Source organism: Kitasatospora sp. NPDC006697 (assembly GCF_042869935.1).
Taxonomy (GTDB): Bacteria; Actinomycetota; Actinomycetes; order Streptomycetales; family Streptomycetaceae; genus Kitasatospora.
In genome coordinates, this window is record NZ_JBIAGU010000025.1 from 79,578 (window position 1) to 99,028 (window position 19,451).

A 19,451-nucleotide genomic window follows, 5' to 3' on the forward strand; every position below is an offset into this window, starting at 1 on the left:
TCCTGCTCTCTCCGTACTTCCCTGGTGGGGTTGTGGTCTGTCGCTGGGTCAGGAGGTGGTCGCGCCGAGCGCCAGGCGGACCAGCTCGTCGGCGTCCATCTCGTCCAGCAAGCTGTCCGGCACGATCTCGTCGGCACTGTCGTCGGTCGGACCGGCGGCCTCCTCGGGGCCGTCGGGCTCGGTGTCGGGCACCAGCGCGTCCCGCAGCCGGTCCGCCAGGGCACCGGACGTGGGGTGGTCGAAGATCAGCGTCGGCGGCAGCTTGACGCCGGTGGCCGCGGCCAGCCGGTCGCGCAGGTCGATCGCGGTCAGCGAGTCGAAGCCCAGGTCCTGGAACCGGCGGTCGGCCGGCACCCGGTCGCCGTCGGCGTGCCCGAGCACCGCCGCCACCTGGGCCCGGACGGCCTCCAGCAGCAGGTGGTGGTGCTCGTGCCGGGGCGCGCGCTCCAGCTGGTCCCGCAGGTCGGCCGCGGTGTCCCGGACCGGGCCGGCCGCCGCCCTGGCCCGGCGCTGGGCGCCGGCCAGGCCGCGCAGCAGGGCTGGCACCGGGTCGGCCTGGCGCAGGTCCAGCGCGGCCGCCGTCAGCACCGGCGTGCCGGCGGTGGCCAGGGCCGCGTCGAACAGGGCCAGGCCCTCCTCGTCGGTCAGCGCGGCGACGCCGTAACGGGCAGTCATCCGGGCCAGGTCCACGCTGCTCAGCGCGTCCGTCATGGCGCTCTCCGCCGCCCACAGGCCCCAGACCAGCGACAGCGCGGGCCGGCCCTGGGCGTGCCGGCGCTGGGCCAGCCCGTCCAGGAAGGCGTTGGCCGCCGCGTAGTTGGCCTGCCCGGCCGAGCCGAGGGTGCCGGCCACCGAGGAGAAGAGCACGAAGGCCGTGAGGTCCAGCTCCCGGGTCAGCTCGTCCAGGTGGACGGCCGCCTCGGCCTTGGGCCGCAGCACCCGGGCCAGCCGCTCGCCGGTCAGCCCGGCCAGCGCCGAGTCGTCCAGCACGCCGGCGGCGTGGATCACGGCGGTCACCGGGTGCTCGGCGAGCAGCGCGGCCAGCGCGCCGCGGTCGGCGGCGTCGCAGGCGGCGACGGTCACCGTGGCACCGGCCCCGGCCAGCTCGTCGACCAGCTGCTGCGCGCCCTCGGCGGCCAGGCCCCGGCGGCTGGTCAGCAGCAGGTTCCGCACCCCGTGACGGTCCACCAGGTGACGGGCCAGCAGCCGGCCCAGGGCGCCCAGGCCGCCGGTGATCAGCACCCGGCTGTCCGGGCCGAACGGGCCCGCCGCGGGCACGGCCACCGGGCGGTGGCGGCGCAGCGCGGGCACTGTCAGCCGGCCGGACCGGACCGCGAGCTGCGGCTCGGCCGAGGCCAGCGCCCCGACCAGGGCGCGCAGCGACTCGGGCCTCCCGTCGGTGTCGAGCAGCGCGAACCGCCCGGGGTGCTCGGCCTGCGCGGAGCGGACCAGGCCCCACAGGGCCGCGCGGTCCGGCTCCGGCCGCTCGCCGTCCGCCGCCGCGACCGCGCCCTCGGTGAGCACGGCCAGCCGGGCGGCGGCGAACCGCTCCTCGGCGGCCCAGCGCTGGGCCAGTTCCAGCAGTCCGTCCAGGCCGGCCGGCTCGGCGGCCAGCACCACGGCGGGCACCGGCTCGCCGGCGTCAACGGCCCGCAGCAGCGCGTCCAGGTCCAGGTGGGCGCGGACCGCGGCGCCGGTGGCCCGCGCGGTCGCCACCAGCTCGTCGACCGCGCCGCCCAGCACCGCCAGCGGCCCCGGCAGCGCGGACGCCTCGGCCTCCGGCGCGACCCAGTGCAGGTCGAACAGCCCGGCACCGTGCACCGGCCCGGCCTCCACCGCGTCGGCGCTCAGCTCGCGCACCGCCAGCGCGTCGGCGGTGAACACCGGCGCGCCGGCCGGGTCGGCGAGCAGCAGCCGGTAGCTGTCACCCTCGCCCCGGCGCAGGCGCACCCGCAGCTCGGTGGCGCCGGTGCCGGCCAGGGCCAGGCCGCGCCAGCTGAACGGGACCAGCAGCGGGTCGCCCGCCGCGCTGCCGGCGAGCAGGGCGTGCAGGGCGGCGTCCAGCGCGGCGGGGTGCAGGGCGAAGACCGCCGGAGCGCCCGCGGGGAGCGAGACCTCGGCGTACCGGTCCTCGCCGTCCTGCCAGACCGCGCGCAGGCCCTGGAAGACCGGGCCGTAGGCGTAGCCGCGCTCGGCCAGCGCCGGGTAGAGGCCGTCCAGCGGCACCTGCCGCGCGCCCGGCGGCGGCCAGGCGGTCAGCTCGTCCGGCTCGTCCGGCTCGGCCGGCCGGCCGTCCGTCAGGGAACCCTCGGCGTGCCGGACCCACGGGGCGTCGGCGGCGGCCTCGGGGCGGGAGTAGAGCGCGAGCGGGCGGCTGCCGTCGGCGGCGCGGGCGCCCACCATCAGCTGCAGCGCGCAGGCCTCGGCCAGCGGCAGCGGACGCTCCAGGGTCAGCTCCGCGACCTGGCCCGCACCGGCCCGCCGGGCCGCGAACAGCGCCAGCTCGGCGACGGCGGCACCGGGCAGCAGCGGGGTGCCGGCGATGGTGTGGTCCGCGAGCCACGGCTGGGCGTCGAGGTCCAGCCGGCCGGTGAAGAGCCAGCCCTGCTCGCCCGCCAGCTCGACCGCCTGGTCCAGCAGCGGGTGCCCGCCGTCCCGGACCGGCGCGGCGACCGGGGCGGCCGGTGCGTCCAGCCAGTAGCTGTCGCGCTGGTAGGCGTAGGTCGGCAGGTCCACGGCGCGGCCGCCGGGCAGCGCCCGGGTCCACCGCACCTCGGCACCGCGCACGTAGGCCTGCGCCAGCGCGGTCGCGACGGTGCGCGCCTCGGGCTGGCCACCGCGCAGCAGCGGGGCGGCCAGCGCGTCGGCGCCGTCCAGGCAGCTGCGGGTCATCGCCGTCAGCACCGGGTCGGGGCCGAGCTCCAGGTAGGTGGTGACACCCTGCTCGCGCAGGAAGTCGATGCCGTCCAGGAAACGGACGGCGCCGCGCAGCTGGCGCACCCAGTAGTCGGGGTCGGCCAGCTCGTCAGCCAGTGCGCCGGTGACGTTGGAGACCACCGGGATCCGCGGCTCGCGGAAGGTCAGGCCTTCGGCGACCTGGCGGAACTCCTCCAGGATCCCGTCCATGTGGGGGGAGTGGAAGGCGTGGCTGACCTTCAGCCGCGAGGTGCGGCGCCCCGCCTCCTTCCAGGCGGCGGCCACCTCCAGGGCGGCGTCCTCGTCACCGGTGATGACCACCGAACGCGGGCCGTTGATCGCCGCGATGTCCAGCTTCCCGGCCCACGGGAGCAGCGTCTCGCGGACCTCGGCCTCCTCCGCCTCGATCGCGACCATCGCACCACCGGCCTGCGCCGACTGCATCAACCGCCCACGCGCCGCGACCAGCGCGCACGCGTCGTCCAGCGACAGCACCCCCGCGACATGCGCGGCCGCCACCTCGCCCACCGAGTGGCCCAATAGGTAATCCGGCGTCAGCCCGTAATGCTCCACCAGCCGGAACAGCGCCACCTCGATGGCGAAGAGCGCGGGCTGGGTGAACTCCGTGCGGTCCAGCTCCTCACCGCCGGCGAACACCAGTTCACGCAGCGAGCGGCCCAGGTGACCGTCCATCCGCTCGCACACCGCATCGAACGCCGCCGCGAACACCGCGTCCGACGCATACAGCTCACGACCCATCCCGACCCGCTGGCTGCCCTGCCCCGTGAACAGGAACGCCGACCGGCCGCCGGCCCGCATCGCACCCGTCACCAGCTGCGGCGACTCCTCGCCGCGGGCCAGCGCCGCCAGTCCGGCGCCCAGCTCCTCCGTGCTCCCGGCGAGCACCACGGCCCGGTCGACGTGCGCCGAGCGGGTGGTGACCAGGGAGTGCGCGATGTCCAGGTGCTCCGGGCCGAAGCCCGCCCCGATGTCCGCCGCCGCGGCGAGCCGGCGCAGCTGCTCGGCCTGCCCGGCCAGCGCCTGCGCGCCCCGGGCCGAGACCACCCACGGCAGCAGCGCGGGCAGCTCGCCGGCGTACTCCTCGGCCGGCTCCTCGGCGGGGGCCTGCTCCAGGATGACGTGCGCGTTGGTGCCGCTGATCCCGAAGGAGGAGACGGCGGAACGCCGCGGTCGGCCGATCCGGGGCCACGGGGTGGCCTCGGTGAGCAGCGCCACCTCGCCGGAGCTCCAGTCCACGTACGGGCTGGGCTCGTCGATGTGCAGGGTGCGGGGCAGCACGCCGTGCCGCATCGCCATGATCATCTTGATCACGCCGCCGACACCCGCCGCGGCCTGGGTGTGGCCGATGTTGGACTTCAGCGAGCCCAGGTAGAGCGGGTGCTCGCGGTCCTGGCCGTAGGTGGCGAGGATCGCCTGCGCCTCGATCGGGTCGCCCAGCTTGGTGCCCGTGCCGTGCGCCTCCACCGCGTCCACCTCACTCGCCGTCAGACCGGCCGCCGCCAGCGCGTCGCGGATCACCCGCTCCTGCGAGGGGCCGTTGGGCGCGGTCAGGCCGTTGCTCGCGCCGTCCTGGTTCACCGCGGAACCCCGGACCACCGCGAGCACCTGGTGCCCGTTGCGCCGCGCGTCCGACAGCCGCTCCAGCAGCAGCATGCCGACGCCCTCGCCCCAGCCCGTGCCGTCCGCCTCGGCGGAGAACGCCTTGCAGCGCCCGTCCGGCGCCAGCCCGCGCTGGCGGCTGAACTCCACGAAGGTCCGCGGCGTGGCCATCACGGTCACCCCGCCCGCCAGCGCCAGCGTGCACTCGCCCTGCCGCAGCGCCTGGCTGGCCAGGTGCAGCGCGACCAGCGAGGAGGAGCAGGCCGTGTCCACGGTGATCGCCGGGCCCTCCAGCCCGAAGGTGTAGGAGATCCGGCCCGAGGCCACGCTGCCGGCGCTGCCGGTGCTCAGGTAGCCCTCGTACTCGGCGGGGGCGACGGCGAGCCGGGAGGCGTAGTCGTCGTACATGCTGCCGACGAAGACGCCGGTGCGGCTGCCGCGCAGCTCGGCCGGGTCGAGCCGGGCCTGCTCCAGGGTCTCCCAGACGGTCTCCAGCAGCAGGCGCTGCTGCGGGTCGATCGCGTAGGCCTCGCGCGGGCTGATGCCGAAGAACTCGGCGTCGAACCGGTCGGCGTCGTAGAGGAAACCGCCGTGCCGGGAGTAACTGGTGCCGGGCGTCTCGGGGTCGGCGTCGAAGAGCGCGTCCAGGTCCCAGCCGCGGTTGGCCGGGAAGAGGCCGATCGCGTCGGTGCCGCTGGCCACCAGCCGCCACAGGTCGTCCGGCGAGCGGGTGTCGCCGGGGTAGCGGCAGGCCATGCCGACGATCGCGATCGGGTCCTCGTCCGCCGCGACCGCCGCCCGCGGGGCCACGGCCGCCGCCGGCTCCGGCTCGGCGGCCGGGACCAGCTCGGCGAGCAGCCGCTCGGTCAGCGCCGCCGGAGTCGGGTAGTCGAAGGCGAGGGTCGCCGGGAGCTTGACGCCGGTGGCCTCGGCCAGGCGGTCGCGCAGCTCCATGCCGGTCATCGAGTCGATGCCCAGCACGGTGAACGCCGTGCTGTCGCTGACGGCCGAGGAGTCGGCCAGGCCCAGCACCACGGCCAGCGCCGCCCGGACCAGCTCGCCGACCGCCCGCACCCGGTCCGGCTGCGAGAGCCCGGCGATCCGCTCGGTCAGCGCCGACCCGCCGGAGCCGGCGGCCGCCGCGCCCGCCTTGCGGCGCGGGGCCCGCACCAGGGTGCGCAGCAGCACCGGCGCCGGACTGTCCGGCACCCGCACGGCCGCCAGGTCCAGCTCGGCGGGCATCAGCAGCGGCTCGGTGCTGGTCAGCGCGGCGTCGAAGAGCTCCATGCCGCGCTCGGCGGTCAGCGGGAGCACGCCCTTGCGGGCCCAGCGGACCAGATCCGCCTCGCTGAACTCGGACGCCATGCTGCCGCCCGTCGCCGCCCACAGGCCCCAGGCCAGCGAGGTCGCGGGCAGGCCCTCGGCCCGGCGCTGCTGCGCCAGGGCGTCCAGGTAGGCGTTGCCGGCGGCGTAGTTGGCCTGGCCGGGGTTGCCGATCAGGCCCGCGATCGAGGAGAAGAGCACGAAGGCGGTCAGCGGCAGCTCGCGGGTCAGCTCGTGCAGGTTCCAGGCCGCGTCCACCTTCGGGCGCAGCACCTGCTCGACCTGCTGCTCCGTCAGGTTCCCGACGGTGGCATCGGCCAGCACACCGGCGGTGTGGATCACGGCGCCCACGGGGTGCTCGGCGAGCAGTGCGGCGAGCGCGGCGCGGTCGGTGACGTCGCAGGCGGCGACGGTCACGTCGGCGCCGGCCTCGGCCAGCTCGTCGACCAGCTGCTGCGCGCCCTCGGCGGCCAGGCCCCGACGGCTGGTCAGCAGCAGCCTGCGGACGCCGTGGCGGTGCACCAGGTGGCGGGCCAGGATCTGGCCGATGCCGCCGGTGCCGCCGGTGATCAGCACCGTGCCCTCGGCGTCGAGGACCACCGGGTCGCCCTCGGCGGGGACGCGCTCCAGCACCGGGCTGTGGAACCGGCCTCCGCGCACCGCGAGCGGGGCGTCGGTCTCGGTGGCGGCGGTCCGCGCGGCCGCGGCCAGGTCGGTCTCGGTGTCCACGTCCAGCAGGGCGACCCGGCCGGGGTACTCGTTCTGGATGGTGCGCAGCAGGCCCAGGGTGGCGGCGGCGGTCAGGTCGGCGACCTGCTGACCGGGCGTCACCGGGACGGCCTCGCGGGTGATCCAGAGGATGCGGGTGTCGGCCAGCCGCTCGTCGGCCAGCAGCTCGCGGACCGTCTCCAGGCTCTGCCAGACGGCCTCCTGCACATCGGTGCTGGGCGCGGCCAGGACGACCACGTCCGGCACCTCGTCCAGGTCGGTGCGGGCGCCGAGCCCGCGCGCCAGGCCGTAGGGAGCCGCGCCGAGCACGGCCCAGCTGAGCTCCTTGGCGGTCCCGGCGAGCTGCACCGGCTTCCAGCCGTAGCGGTAGAGCCCATTGCGGTTGGCGCCGGAGCCGGCCTGCTCGGCTGGTCGGAGCGCGATCGACTCGACGGAGAGCACCGGCTGCCCGGCGGTGTCCGTCGCGGTCAGCGAGGCCCCGCCCTGGGCCGGGCGCAGGGTGACCCGCAGCGCCGTCGCGCCGGAGGCCTGCACCGACACCCCGCCGAACGCGAACGGCAGGCTCAGGCCCTCGCCGTCCAGCAGCAGCGCGTGCAGCGAGGCGTCCAGCAGCGCCGGGTGAACACCGAAGCCGTCGAGGCCGCCCTCGGGCAGCGCGACCTCGGCGAACAGCTCCTCGCCCGAGCGCCAGGCCGCCCGCAGCCCCTGGAAGACCGGGCCGTACGCGTAGCCGCGCTCGGCCAGGCCCTCGTAGACGCCGTCCAGCGGCACCTCCACCGCACCCTGCGGCGGCCACACCCCGGCCGCGGCGGCAACGGCCGCCGGCCCTCCCGTGCCCAGGGCACCGGAGGCGTGCGAGACCCACTCCTGCCCGTCCGCGTGCTCCGGCCGCGAGTAGACGCCGACCCGGCGCTCGCCGGTACCGTCCGCCGCGCCGATGACCACCTGGAGCTGCACCGCGCCCTCGGCCGGGAGCACCAGCGGCGCCTCCAGCACCAGTTCGCGCAGCCGGTCGCAGCCGACCCAGTCGCCCGCCGCCAGCGCCAGTTCGACCATCGCGGCGCCCGGCAGCAGCACCTGCCCGCCGACCGCGTGGTCGGTGATCCACGGGTGGGTGCGCTGGGAGATCCGGCCGGTGAAGAGCAGGCCCTCGCCGCCCGCCAGGCTGGTGACGGCGCCGAGCAGCGGGTGCTCGGCCGCCTCCAGGCCCAGCCCGGCCGGGTCCTCGGCCGAGACCACGGCCTCCGGCCAGTAGCGGGTGCGCTGGAAGGCGTAGGGCGGCAGCACGATCTTGCGGCCGCCGGGGAAGAGCACCTCGGCGTCCGGCGCGGTGCCGCCCAGCGCCAGCTGACCCAGCGCCAGCGCGAAGCTCTGCGACTCCGGGCGGTCCTTGCGCAGCACGGCGGCGACCGTGGCGGCCGCGCCGTCCAGGCAGCTGCGGGTCATCGCCGCCAGCACCGGGTCGGGGCCCAGCTCCAGGAAGCTGCTGACGCCCTGCTCCTGGAGGTACCGCACACCGTCGAGGAAGCGCACCGCACCGCGCAGCTGGCGCACCCAGTAGTCGGGGTCGGTCAGCTCCTCGGCGAGGGTGCCGGTGACGTTGGAGACGACGGGGATCCGCGGCTCACGGAAGGTCAGGCCTTCGGCGACCCGCCGGAACTCCTCCAGGATCCCGTCCATGTGCGGCGAGTGGAAGGCGTGGCTGACCTTCAGCTGCCGGGTCTGCCGCCCGACCTCGCGCCAGTACGCCGCCACCTCCAGGGCGGCCGGCTCGTCGCCGGAGATCACCACCGCCTCCGGCCCGTTGACCGCGGCCAGCACCACCGCGCCGCTGCGGCCGGCCAGCGTCGGCTCGACCTCCTCGCGGGTGGCCCGGATCGCGATCATCGCGCCGCCGGCCTGCGCCGACTGCATCAGCCGGCCGCGCGCCGCGACCAGCGCGCAGGCGTCGTCCAGCGAGAGCACGCCCGCGACATGCGCGGCCGCCAGCTCGCCCACCGAGTGGCCGAGCAGGTAGTCCGGCGTCAGCCCGTAGTGCTCGACCAGGCGGAACAGCGCCACCTCGATGGCGAAGAGCGCGGGCTGGGTGAACTCGGTTCGGTCCAGCTCCTCACCGCCGGCGAACACCAGTTCACGCAGCGAGCGGCCCAGGTGGCCGTCCATCCGCTCGCACACCGCATCGAACGCCGCCGCGAACACCGCGTCCGACGCATACAGCTCACGACCCATCCCGACCCGCTGGCTCCCCTGCCCCGTGAACAGGAACGCCGACCGGCCACCCGCGGGAGTGCCCAGCACCACATCCGCCGACGCCTCACCGGCGGCCAGCGCCGCCAGCGCCCGCACGAAGCCGGGCCGGTCCGCCGCCACCACCGCGGCCGCGTGCGCCCGCACGGTCGACACCGCGGCCAGCGACACACCCACGTCCGCCAGCCCCGGCGCCTGCGCGCCGTCGACGAACTCCAGCAGGCTCGCCGCCTGCCCGCGCAGCGCCGCCTCACTGTGCCCCGAGAGCACCCACGGCGCCGCCGCCGGCAGCACCTCCTCGGCCTCGCGCACCACCGGCTCGGCCTCCGGGGCCTGCTCGATGATCACGTGCGCGTTGGTGCCGCTGATGCCGAACGAGGAGACGCCCGCCCGGCGCGGCCGCCCGATCCGGGGCCACGGGGTGGCCTCGGTCAGCAGCTCGACCTCGCCGCTCGCCCAGTCCACATACGGCGACGGCTCGTCCAGGTGCAGGGTGCGCGGCAGCACCCCGTGCCGCATCGCCATGATCATCTTGATCACGCCGCCCACACCCGCCGCGGCCTGCGCGTGCCCGATGTTGGACTTCAACGAGCCCAGGTAGAGCGGGTGTTCACGGTCCTGGCCGTAGGTCGCGAGGATCGCCTGCGCCTCGATCGGGTCGCCCAGCTTGGTGCCCGTGCCGTGCGCCTCGACCGCGTCCACCTCGGAGCCGGCGAGCCCGGCGGCCGCCAGCGCGTCGCGGATCACCCGCTCCTGCGAGGGGCCGTTGGGCGCGGTCAGGCCGTTGCTCGCGCCGTCCTGGTTCACCGCCGTGCCGCGCACCACCGCCAGCACCTCGTGCCCGTTGCGCCGGGCCGCCGACAGCCGCTCCAGCACCAGCACGCCGACACCCTCGCTCCAGGTGGTGCCATCGGCCGAGGCCGAGAAGGACTTGCACCGCCCGTCCGGCGAGAGCGCGCGCTGGCGGCTGAACTCCACGAAGGTCTGCGGCGTGGCCATCACCGTCACGCCGCCCGCGAGCGCCAGGTCGCACTCGCCGCTGCGCAGCGCCTGGGCGGCCAGGTGCAGGGCGACCAGCGAGCCGGAGCAGGCCGTGTCCAGGGTCAGCGAGGGGCCCTGCAGCCCGAGCGTGTAGGAGACCCGGCCGGAGGCCACGCTCAGCATGTTGCCGATCATCCGGTAGGCCTCGGACTGCTCCGGGCCGCCCTGCAGCAGCAGGCCGTACTCGCTGTACATCGCCCCGCTGAAGACGCCGGTGCGGCTGCCGCGCAGGCTGGCCGGGTCGATGCCCGCCCGCTCCACCGCCTCCCAGCTGGTCTCCAGCAGCAGGCGCTGCTGCGGGTCGATCGCCTGCGCCTCGCGCGGGCTGATGCCGAAGAACTCGGCGTCGAACAGGTCGGCGTCGTAGAGGAACCCGCCGTGCTTGCAGTAGCTCTTGCCGAACCGCTCCGGGTCCGGGTCGTACAGGTTCTCGACGTCCCAGCCGCGGTTGGCGGGGAAGAGGCCGATCGCGTCGGTGCCGTCCGCGACCAGCTGCCACAGCTCCTCCGGCGACCGGGCGTCGCCGGGGTAGCGGCAGGCCATGCCGACGATCACGATCGGGTCGTCGCCGTCCGCCGCGACCGCGCGCGGGGCCTCGGCCGCCGCCGGCTCGCCCGCCGCGACCAGCTCGGCGAGCAGCCGCTCGGTGAGCGCGGCCGGGGTCGGGTAGTCGAAGGCGATGGTGGCGGGGAGCTTCATGCCGGTCGCCTCGGTGAGGCGGTCGCGCAGCTCCATGCCGGTCATCGAGTCGATGCCCAGCACGGTGAAGGCCGTGCCGTCGCTGACGGCCGACGGGCCGGAGAGCCCGAGGACCACGGCCAGCGTCGAGCGGACCAGCTCGCCGACCGCCCGCACCCGCTCGGGCTGCGGGAGCCCGGCGATCCGCGCGGCGAGCGGCGACCCGCCGGTGCCGGCGGCCGCCGCGCTCGCCTTGCGGCGCGGGGCCCGCACCAGGGTGCGCAGCAGCGCCGGGGCGGGGCCGTCCTGGAGGCGGATCGCGGACAGGTCCAGCTCGGCGGGCATCAGCACGGGCTCGGCGCTGCTCAGCGCGGCGTCGAAGAGCTCCATGCCGCGCTCGGCGGTCAGCGGCAGCACGCCCTTGCGGGCCCACCGGCTGATGTCGGCCTGTGCCAGCTGCGCGGCCATGCTGCCGCCGGTCGCGGCCCACAGGCCCCAGGCCAGCGAGGTCGCGGGCAGGCCCTCGGCCCGGCGCTGTTGGGCGAGGCCGTCGAGGTAGGCGTTGGCGGCGGCGTAGTTGGCCTGGCCGGGGTTACCGATCAGGTTGGCGATCGAGGAGAAGAGCACGAAGGCGGTCAGCGGCACCTCGCGGGTCAGCTCGTGCAGGTTCCAGGCGGCGTCCGCCTTGGGGCGCAGCACCTCGCAGACCTGGTCCGCCGTCAGGTTGCCGACAGTGGCGTCGGCGAGGACGCCGGCGGTGTGGATCACGGCCGTGACCGGGTGCTCGGCGAGCAGTGCGGCGAGCGCGGCGCGGTCGGTGACGTCGCAGGCGGCGACGGTCACGTCGGCGCCGGCCTCGGCCAGCTCGTCGACCAGCTGCTGCGCGCCCTCGGCGGCCAGGCCCCGACGGCTGGTCAGCAGCAGCCTGCGGACGCCGTGGCGGTGCACCAGGTGGCGGGCCAGGATCTGGCCGATGCCGCCGGTGCCGCCGGTGACCAGCACCGTGCCGTCGAAGACCACCGGGTCGGTCCCGCCGGTGACGCGCTCGACGACGGGGGAGTGCAGGGCGCCGTCGCGCACCGCCAGCTGGCCGCCCTCGGCGGCGACGGCGGCCACAGCGGCGGCGGCCAGGTCGGCGGTCGCATCGACGTCGAGCAGGAAGACCCGGCCGGGGTACTCGTTCTGGACGGTGCGCAGCAGGCCCAGGGTGGCGGCGGCGGCCAGGTCGGCCACGGGCTGACCGGTCGTCACGGCGGCGGCCTCGCGGGTGACCCAGAGGATGCGGGTCTCGGCCAGCCGCTCGTCGGCCAGCAGCTCGCGGACCGTCTCCAGGCTCTGCCACACCGCGTCGTGCACACCGGTGCCCGGTGCGGTCAGCGCGATGACCTCGGGTACCTCGTCCAGGTCGGTGCGGGCGCCCAGCGCCCGCGCCAGACCGTACGGGTCCGCGCCGAGCACGGCCCAGCGGGCCACCGCCCCGGCGGTCACCTGGGCCGGCTTCCAGCCGTAGCGGTACAGCCCGTTGCGGTTCGCGGCCGCCGCGCCGACCTGCTCGGCTGGTCGCATCGCGATCGACTCGACGGAGAGCACGGGCTGGCCCACGGTGTCCGTCGCGGTCAGCGAGGCCCCGCCCTGGCCCGGGCGCAGCGCAACCCGCAGCGCCGTCGCGCCGGAGGCCTGCACCGACACCCCGCCGAAGACGAAGGGCAGGTTCAGGCCCTCGCCGTCCAGCAGCAGCGCGTGCAGGGCGGCGTCCAGCAGCGCCGGGTGAACGCCGAAGCCGTCGGCGTCGCCCTCGGGCAGCGCGATCTCGGCGAACAGCTCCGCACCGGCGCGCCAGACCGCCCGCAGGCCTCGGAAGACCGGGCCGTACGCGTAGCCGCGCTCGGCCAGGCCCTCGTAGACGCCGTCCAGCGGCACCTCCACCGCACCCTGCGGCGGCCAAACCTCCGGCACCTCGACGCCGATGCCGACCTCGCCGGCGGTCAGCACACCCGAGGCGTGCCGCACCCACTCCTCGGCCGACTGGCCGTCAGCCGTGGGCTCCGGCCGGGCGTGCACGGTGACCGAGCGGTCGCCGGAGCCGTCCGGGGCGCCGACGGTCACCTGCAGCTGCACCCCGCCCTCGGCGGGCAGCACCAGCGGCGCCTCCAGCACCACCTCGCGCAGCCGGTCGCAGCCGACCCGCTCGCCCGCCGCGAGCACCAGCTCGACGAAGGCGGTGCCCGGCAGCAGCACGCCGCCCGCCACCGCGTGGTCGGCGATCCAGGCGTGGGTGCGCAGGGAGAGGCGGCCGGTGAAGAGCAGGCCCTCGCCACCCGCCAGGCTGGTGACGGCGCCGAGCAGCGGGTGCTCGGCCGCCTCCAGGCCCAGCCCGGCCGGGTCGTCCGCCGACGCCGGGACATCGAGCCAGTAGCGGCTGCGCTGGAAGGCGTAGGGCGGCAGCACGATCTTGCGGCCACCGGGGAACAGCACCTCGGCGGCGGGCTTCGCGCCGCTCAGCGCCAGCTGACCCAGCGCCAGTGCCAGGCTCTGCGCCTCCGGGCGGTCCTTGCGCAGCACGGCGGCGACCGTGGCGCTCGCGCCGTCCAGGCAGCTGCGGGTCATGGCCGCGAGCACGGGGTCGGGGCCGAGTTCCAGGTAGGTGGTGACGCCGTGTGCGCGCAGGAAGTCGATGCCGTCCAGGAAGCGGACGGCGCCGCGCAGCTGGCGCACCCAGTAGTCGGGGTCGGTCAGCTCCTCGGCGAGGGTGCCGGTGACGTTGGAGACGACGGGGATCCGCGGCTCGCGGAAGGTCAGGCCTTCGGCGACCTGCCGGAACTCCTCCAGGATCCCGTCCATGTGGGGGGAGTGGAAGGCGTGGCTGACCTTCAGCCGCGAGGTGCGGCGCCCCGCCTCCTTCCAGGCGGCGGCCACCTCCAGGGCGGCGTCCTCGTCACCGGTGATGACCACCGAACGCGGGCCGTTGATCGCCGCGATGTCCAGCTTCCCGGCCCACGGGAGCAGCGTCTCGCGGACCTCGGCCTCCTCCGCCTCGATCGCGACCATCGCACCACCGGCCTGCGCCGACTGCATCAACCGCCCACGCGCCGCGACCAGCGCGCACGCGTCGTCCAGCGACAGCACCCCCGCGACATGCGCGGCCGCCAGCTCGCCCACCGAGTGGCCCAACAGGTAATCCGGCGTCAGCCCGTAGTGCTCGACCAGCCGGAACAGCGCCACCTCCACCGCGAACAGCGCAGGCTGCGTGAACTCCGTGCGGTCCAGCACCTCACCGCCGGCGAACACCAGTTCACGCAGCGAGCGGCCCAGGTGGCCGTCCATCCGCTCGCACACCGCATCGAACGCCGCCGTGAACACCGCGTCCGACGCATACAGCTCACGGCCCATCTCGACCCGCTGGCTGCCCTGACCGGTGAACAGGAACGCCGATCGGCCGACCGCGGGAGTGCCCAGCACCACATCCGCCGACGCCTCGCCCGCGGCCAGCGCCGCCAGCGCCCGCACGAAGCCGGGCCGGTCCGCCGCCACCACCGCGGCCGCGTGCGCCCGCACGGTCGACACCGCGGCCAGCGACACACCCACGTCCGCCAGCCCCGGCACCTCCGCACCGTCGACGAACTCCAGCAGCCGCGCCGCCTGCCCGCGCAGCGCCGCCTCACTGTGCCCCGAGAGCACCCACGGTGCCGGCGCCGGCAGCACCTCCTCGGCCTCGCGCACCACCGGCTCGGCCTCCGGGGCCTGCTCGATGATCACGTGCGCGTTGGTGCCGCTGATGCCGAACGAGGAGACACCCGCCCGGCGCGGCCGCCCGGCCTCCGGCCAGTCCGTCGCCTCGGTGAGCAGCGCCACCTCACCGCTCGTCCAGTCCACATACGGCGACGGCTCGTCCAGGTGCAGGGTGCGCGGCAGCACCCCGTGCCGCATCGCCATGATCATCTTGATCACGCCGCCCACACCCGCCGCGGCCTGCGCGTGCCCGATGTTGGACTTCAACGAGCCCAGGTAGAGCGGCTGCTCCCGGTCCCGGCCGTAGGTCGCGAGGATCGCCTGCGCCTCGATCGGGTCGCCCAGCTTGGTGCCCGTGCCGTGCGCCTCCACCGCGTCCACCTCACTCGCCGTCAGACCGGCCGCCGCCAGGGCGTCGCGGATCACCCGCTCCTGTGACGGTCCGTTGGGGGCGGTCAGGCCGTTGCTCGCGCCGTCCTGGTTGATCGCCGTGCCGCGCACCACCGCCAGCACCTGGTGGCCGTTGCGCCGCGCGTCCGACAGCCGCTCCAGCACCAGCACGCCGACGCCCTCGGCCCAGCCCGTGCCGTCCGCCTCGGCCGAGAAGGACTTGCACCGCCCGTCCGGCGCCAGCCCGCGCTGGCGGCTGAACTCCACGAACATGCCGGGGCTCGCCATCACCGCGACACCGCCGGCCAGCGCCAGCTCGCAGTCGCCGGTGCGCAGCGCCTGCACGGCCATGTGCAGGGCGACCAGCGAGGCGGAGCAGGCGGTGTCGACGGTGATCGCCGGGCCCTCCAGCCCGAGCGTGTAGGCGACCCGGCCGGAGATCACGCTGCTGGAGCTGCCGGTGAGCAGGTAGCCCGCGGCGCCCTCGCCCGCCTCGTGCAGCCGGGGGCCGTAGTCCTGGGCCATCGCGCCGACGTACACGCCGGTGCGGCTGCCGCGCAGCCCGGCCGGGTCGAGCCCGGCCCGCTCCACGGCCTCCCAGGCCGTCTCCAGCACCAGGCGCTGCTGCGGGTCCATCGCCGCGGCCTCGCGCCCGTTGATGCCGAAGAACTCGGCGTCGAACAGGTCGGCGTCGTGCAGGAAGCCGCCGTGCCGGGCGTAGGAGCGGCCCAGGCTGGTCGCGTCGGCGTCGAAGAGCTGGTCGAGCGCCCAGCCGCGGTTGCCGGGGAACTCGGTGATGGCGTCCCGCTCGCCCAGCACCAGCTGCCACAGGTCGTCGGGGGAGGCCACCTCGCCGGGGTAGCGGCAGGCCATCGAGACGATCGCGATCGGCTCGTCGGCGTCCCCGCCGCGGCGGGCGGCCCGGCCGGCCGGGCCGGTGTCACCGGAGAGCTCGGCGACCAGCCGGGCCACCAGCTGCTCCGGCGAGGGGTGGTCGAAGAGCAGGGTGACCGGCAGCCGCAGGCCGGTCGCGGCGCAGAGCCGGTTGCGCAGCTCCACCGCGGAGTTGGAGTCGAAGCCGAGCACCTGGAAGGAGCGCTGCGGGTCGACCTCGGCGGCGCTGCCGCGGCCGAGCACGGCCGCGATCTCGGTGCGCACCAGGTCCATCAACCGGGCGCTCTCGGCGGCCAGCGCCCGCTCGTCGCGGACGGCGGGGGCGGCGTCGGCGGCCTCGCGCTGGAACGGGTAGGTCGGCAGGTCGACCACGGCGGCGTCGCCGGGGAAGGCCGGCCGCCAGTCCACCGCGACGCCCTGGGTGTGGAGTTCGGCCAGCGAGGTGAGCAGGCGCTGCGGGCCGTCGCCGTCCCGGCGGATCGAGCCGACCACGACGGCCGCGGAGTCCGCGGCCTCCAGGGTCTGCTGGACCGGCAGGGTCAGCACCGGGTGCGGGCTGAGCTCGACGAAGGCGTCGTGGTCGGCCAGCCCGCGGATCACCCGCTCGAACTGCATCGGGGCGCGCAGGCTGCGGAACCAGAACTCGGCGTCCAGCTCTGCGGTGTCCAGCGGGCCGCCGGTCGCGCTGGAGTGGAACGGCACGGTGCCGGTGCGCGGGCGGATCGGCGCCAGGCCGGTGCGGAAGTCCTCGTGCAGCTGGTCGATGTAGGGGGTGTGGGCGGCGACGTTGATCCCGACCTTGCGGGCGCGCACGCCCTCGGCGGTGAACTCGGCGAGCAACTGCTCCAGGGTCTCCAGGTCGGCGCCGAGCACCACGGTCTGCGGTCCGTTGACGGCCGCGACCGAGACCCGCTCGCCCCACTGCGCGAGGCGCGGGCGCACCGCCTCCAGCGGCAGCGCGACCGAGAGCAGGCCGCTGACGCCGCCGATCCGGGCCTGCGCCTTGGCCTGCACGGCCGCGACCCGGGCGCCGTCCGCCAGCGACAGGCCACCGGCCACCACGGCCGCCGCGACCTCGCCGATGCTGTGGCCGACCACGGCCGCGGGGCGGATGCCGAAGGAGCCCCAGAGCTCGGCCAGCGCGATCATCACGCCGATCAGCGCGGGCTGCGCGACGTCGTCGGTCTCCAGGCCGGGCGCGCCTGGTCGGGCCCGCAGCACGTCCTCCAGCGACCAGTCCACGTGCGGGGCCAGCGCCGTGCCGAAGGCCTCGATGCTCGCCCGGAACACGTCCGAGGAGTCCAGCAGGTCGGCCGCCATGCCGGGCCACTGGGCGCCCTGGCCGGGGAAGACGAAGACGGTGCGCTCGCGCGCCGCGGTGGCGATCCCGCTGATCCGGCCGGCCGTGCGCCGGCCCTCGGCCAGCGCGGCCAGCTCCTCGCGGAACTCGGCGGCGGTGCCCGCCAGCAGCACCGAGCGGTGCCGGAAGGCGGTGCGGGTCGAGGAGAGCGAGTGGCCCAGGTCGCCCACCGCCGGGTGCTCGGGGAGGTGGTCCAACAGCCGTGCCGCCTGAGCCTGTTCGGCGGCGGCACGGTGCCCGGAGAGCGGCCAGGGCAGCACCGGGGCGCGGAACGCGGCGGGGGCGGCCGGGCGGTCCGACTCGGGGCGCGGCGGCTCGCCGACGGCCAGGCGGCGGGCGGCGCCGTCGGCATCGGTGTAGGCGAGGGCGGCGGGCAGCTCGGCGGCGGGGCGGGCCAGCAGCTCGCAGAGCGCGGCCAGGCCGTCGGCGCCCGGCTCGAGGACGGGCTCCTGTGCGCCGGCCGGGCCGGCGGCCAGCACGGCGGTGATCCGGTCGCCGTCGGCCAGCGCCCGCTCCAGGGTCTTCAGCACCAGCAGCGCGCCCTCGCCGCCGGCCAGCGCGAGCCCGGTGGCGCCCGTGCACAGGCTCTCGCAGGCGAGCTGAACGGCCGTCAGGGCGTCGGCCGCGGTCCGGCCGGGCCCGCGCAGCCCGAGCACGGAGAGCAGCTGCGCCGCGTCCACGGCGTCCCCGGCCGCCTCGGTCCCGGGCAGGCCGAGGAAGCACCCGGTGTCGCCGTCGCGCAGCGCGGCCGGCCGCAGGCCGGCCCGCTCCAGCGCCTCCCAGCCCAGCTCCAGCAGCAACCGCTGCCGCGGGCCCGGGGCGCCGGCCGCGTGCGGGTCGATCCCGAAGAACGCCCAGTCGAAGTGCTCGGCGTGCTCGGCACCCCGACGGATCAGCCCGACGACGGCGACGGGCGTCCCAGTACTACGGACACCCCTCACGGGCTCGCCGGCACGGTGGGTGGTCTCGACAGACACGCGGGTTCCCTCACTTCGAGTCCAAAGGTGTTCCACGAAGCAGCACTTCTCGGGGGGCGCCAGGAACACCCGGTAGGCGACCCGTTCGGACGGTCGGCGTGCGCGGCCGCTACCACTCCACGAGCAGCCGGGACAGCCCCCGGGTGCCGAGTCCGTCCTTCCAGACCACCGCCGCGGGGTCCGACGACAGGCGCAGACCGGGGAACCGCCGCAGCAGGCGCGACAGCACGATCTGCAGCTCGAGCCGGCCCAACTGCGCGCCCAGGCAGCGGTGCACCCCGTGACCGAAGGTCAGGTGGGTGGCCTCGCGGCCGTGCGGGTCGATCAGCTCCGGGTCGGCGAAGGCCTTGCCGTCGCGGTTGCTGTGCAGCAGGGAGATCACCACGGCCTCGCCGGCCTGCACCGTCACGCTGCCCAGCTGCACCGGCTCGACCGCGACCCGGTTGAAGCTGATCGGCGTGGAGGGGGTCAGCCGCAGCAGCTCCTCGATCGTGCCGGTCAGCAGCCCGGGCTCGTCCACCAGCTCCTGGTAGGCGGCGCGGTCGTCGAGCAGGGCGAGCAGCGAGAGGCTGAGCTGGCCGACCACCGTCTCGTACCCGGCCATCAGCAGGGTGAGGCCCATGGTGAGCAGCTCGCCCTGCGACAGCTCGCCGCGCTCCTGCGCGCCGATCATCGTGGTGAGCACGTCCGGTTGCGGTTCGCGGCGCTTGCGATCGATCAACTCCGACATGTAGTCGGCGAGTTCGAGGCGGCGCCGGGCCTTCTCGCGCGGCGCGCTGGCCGAGATGTCGAACAGCACCTCGACCCAGTCGCGGAACCGCGGGGTGTCCTCGGGCGGCACGCCGAGCAGCGAGCAGAGCACGCCCAGCGGCAGCGGCGTGGTCAGGCCCTCGATCAGGTCGCTGCCCGGACCGGCCGTCTCCAGCGCGTCCAGGTAGTGGTCGGTCAGCTGCTCGATGGCCGGGGCCAGCGCGTTGACCCGGCCGCTGGTGAACGCCTTGGTCACCACCCGGCGCAGCCTGGAGTGCTCGGGGCCCTCCATGCTCATCATCGAATTCGGCACCGGCTGGGCGTCGTTGAGCTTCGGCGCCTGCGGCTTGACGGCCTCGGCGCGGCTGAACCGCTTGTCGGAGAGCACCTGGCGGGCCAGCGCGTAGTCGCAGACCAGCCACAGCTTGTCGCCGGCCGGGGTGTCGATCGGGACGACATCGCGCTCGAGCGCGCCGGCCTCGGCCACCTGCCGTCCCAGGAAGTCCGGAAGCGGGCCGAGCCGGCCCGCGCTGAGGTGCCTCATGGCGTCGTCGCCGGGTGCGGGTACTGGTCCTGGCCGGCCGCCTGGGCCGGGGCGTGCGTCATTTCCGATCCTCCTGATCCGGCGGTTCGAGACGAATGGGGCGAGGAATTGCGCGGGCGCCCTCGGCGGGGGGAATTCCGGCCAGGATTGAACATACCCTCAGCTCGTGAAGCGGTGAAGGAAAGCACTCGCAACGGCACAACAGCGCCTCGGGCCCGTTGGTCCGTCCCGTCGACGGGACGGACCAACGGGC

Annotated in this window: 2 protein-coding genes; both read right to left on the reverse strand. The window is 75.9% G+C overall.

The features are described from left to right. Positions 1–48 precede the first annotated feature (48 nt). Positions 49–17,904, reverse strand: coding sequence for an SDR family NAD(P)-dependent oxidoreductase (locus ACFYNO_RS29155; protein ID WP_388018981.1), 17,856 nt, complete (start codon positions 17,902–17,904; stop codon positions 49–51). 109 nt (positions 17,905–18,013) lie between these two features. Further along, positions 18,014–19,198, reverse strand: a complete 1,185-nt coding sequence (locus ACFYNO_RS29160; protein WP_388018984.1) for a cytochrome P450 — start codon at positions 19,196–19,198, stop codon at positions 18,014–18,016. Positions 19,199–19,451: the final 253 nt, after the last annotated feature.

Excerpts from the sequence above, each read along its gene's own strand:
- ACFYNO_RS29160 (WP_388018984.1), bottom strand. The coding sequence starts at position 19,198 with ATGAGGCACCTCAGCGCGGGCCGGCTCGGCCCGCTTCCGGACTTCCTG.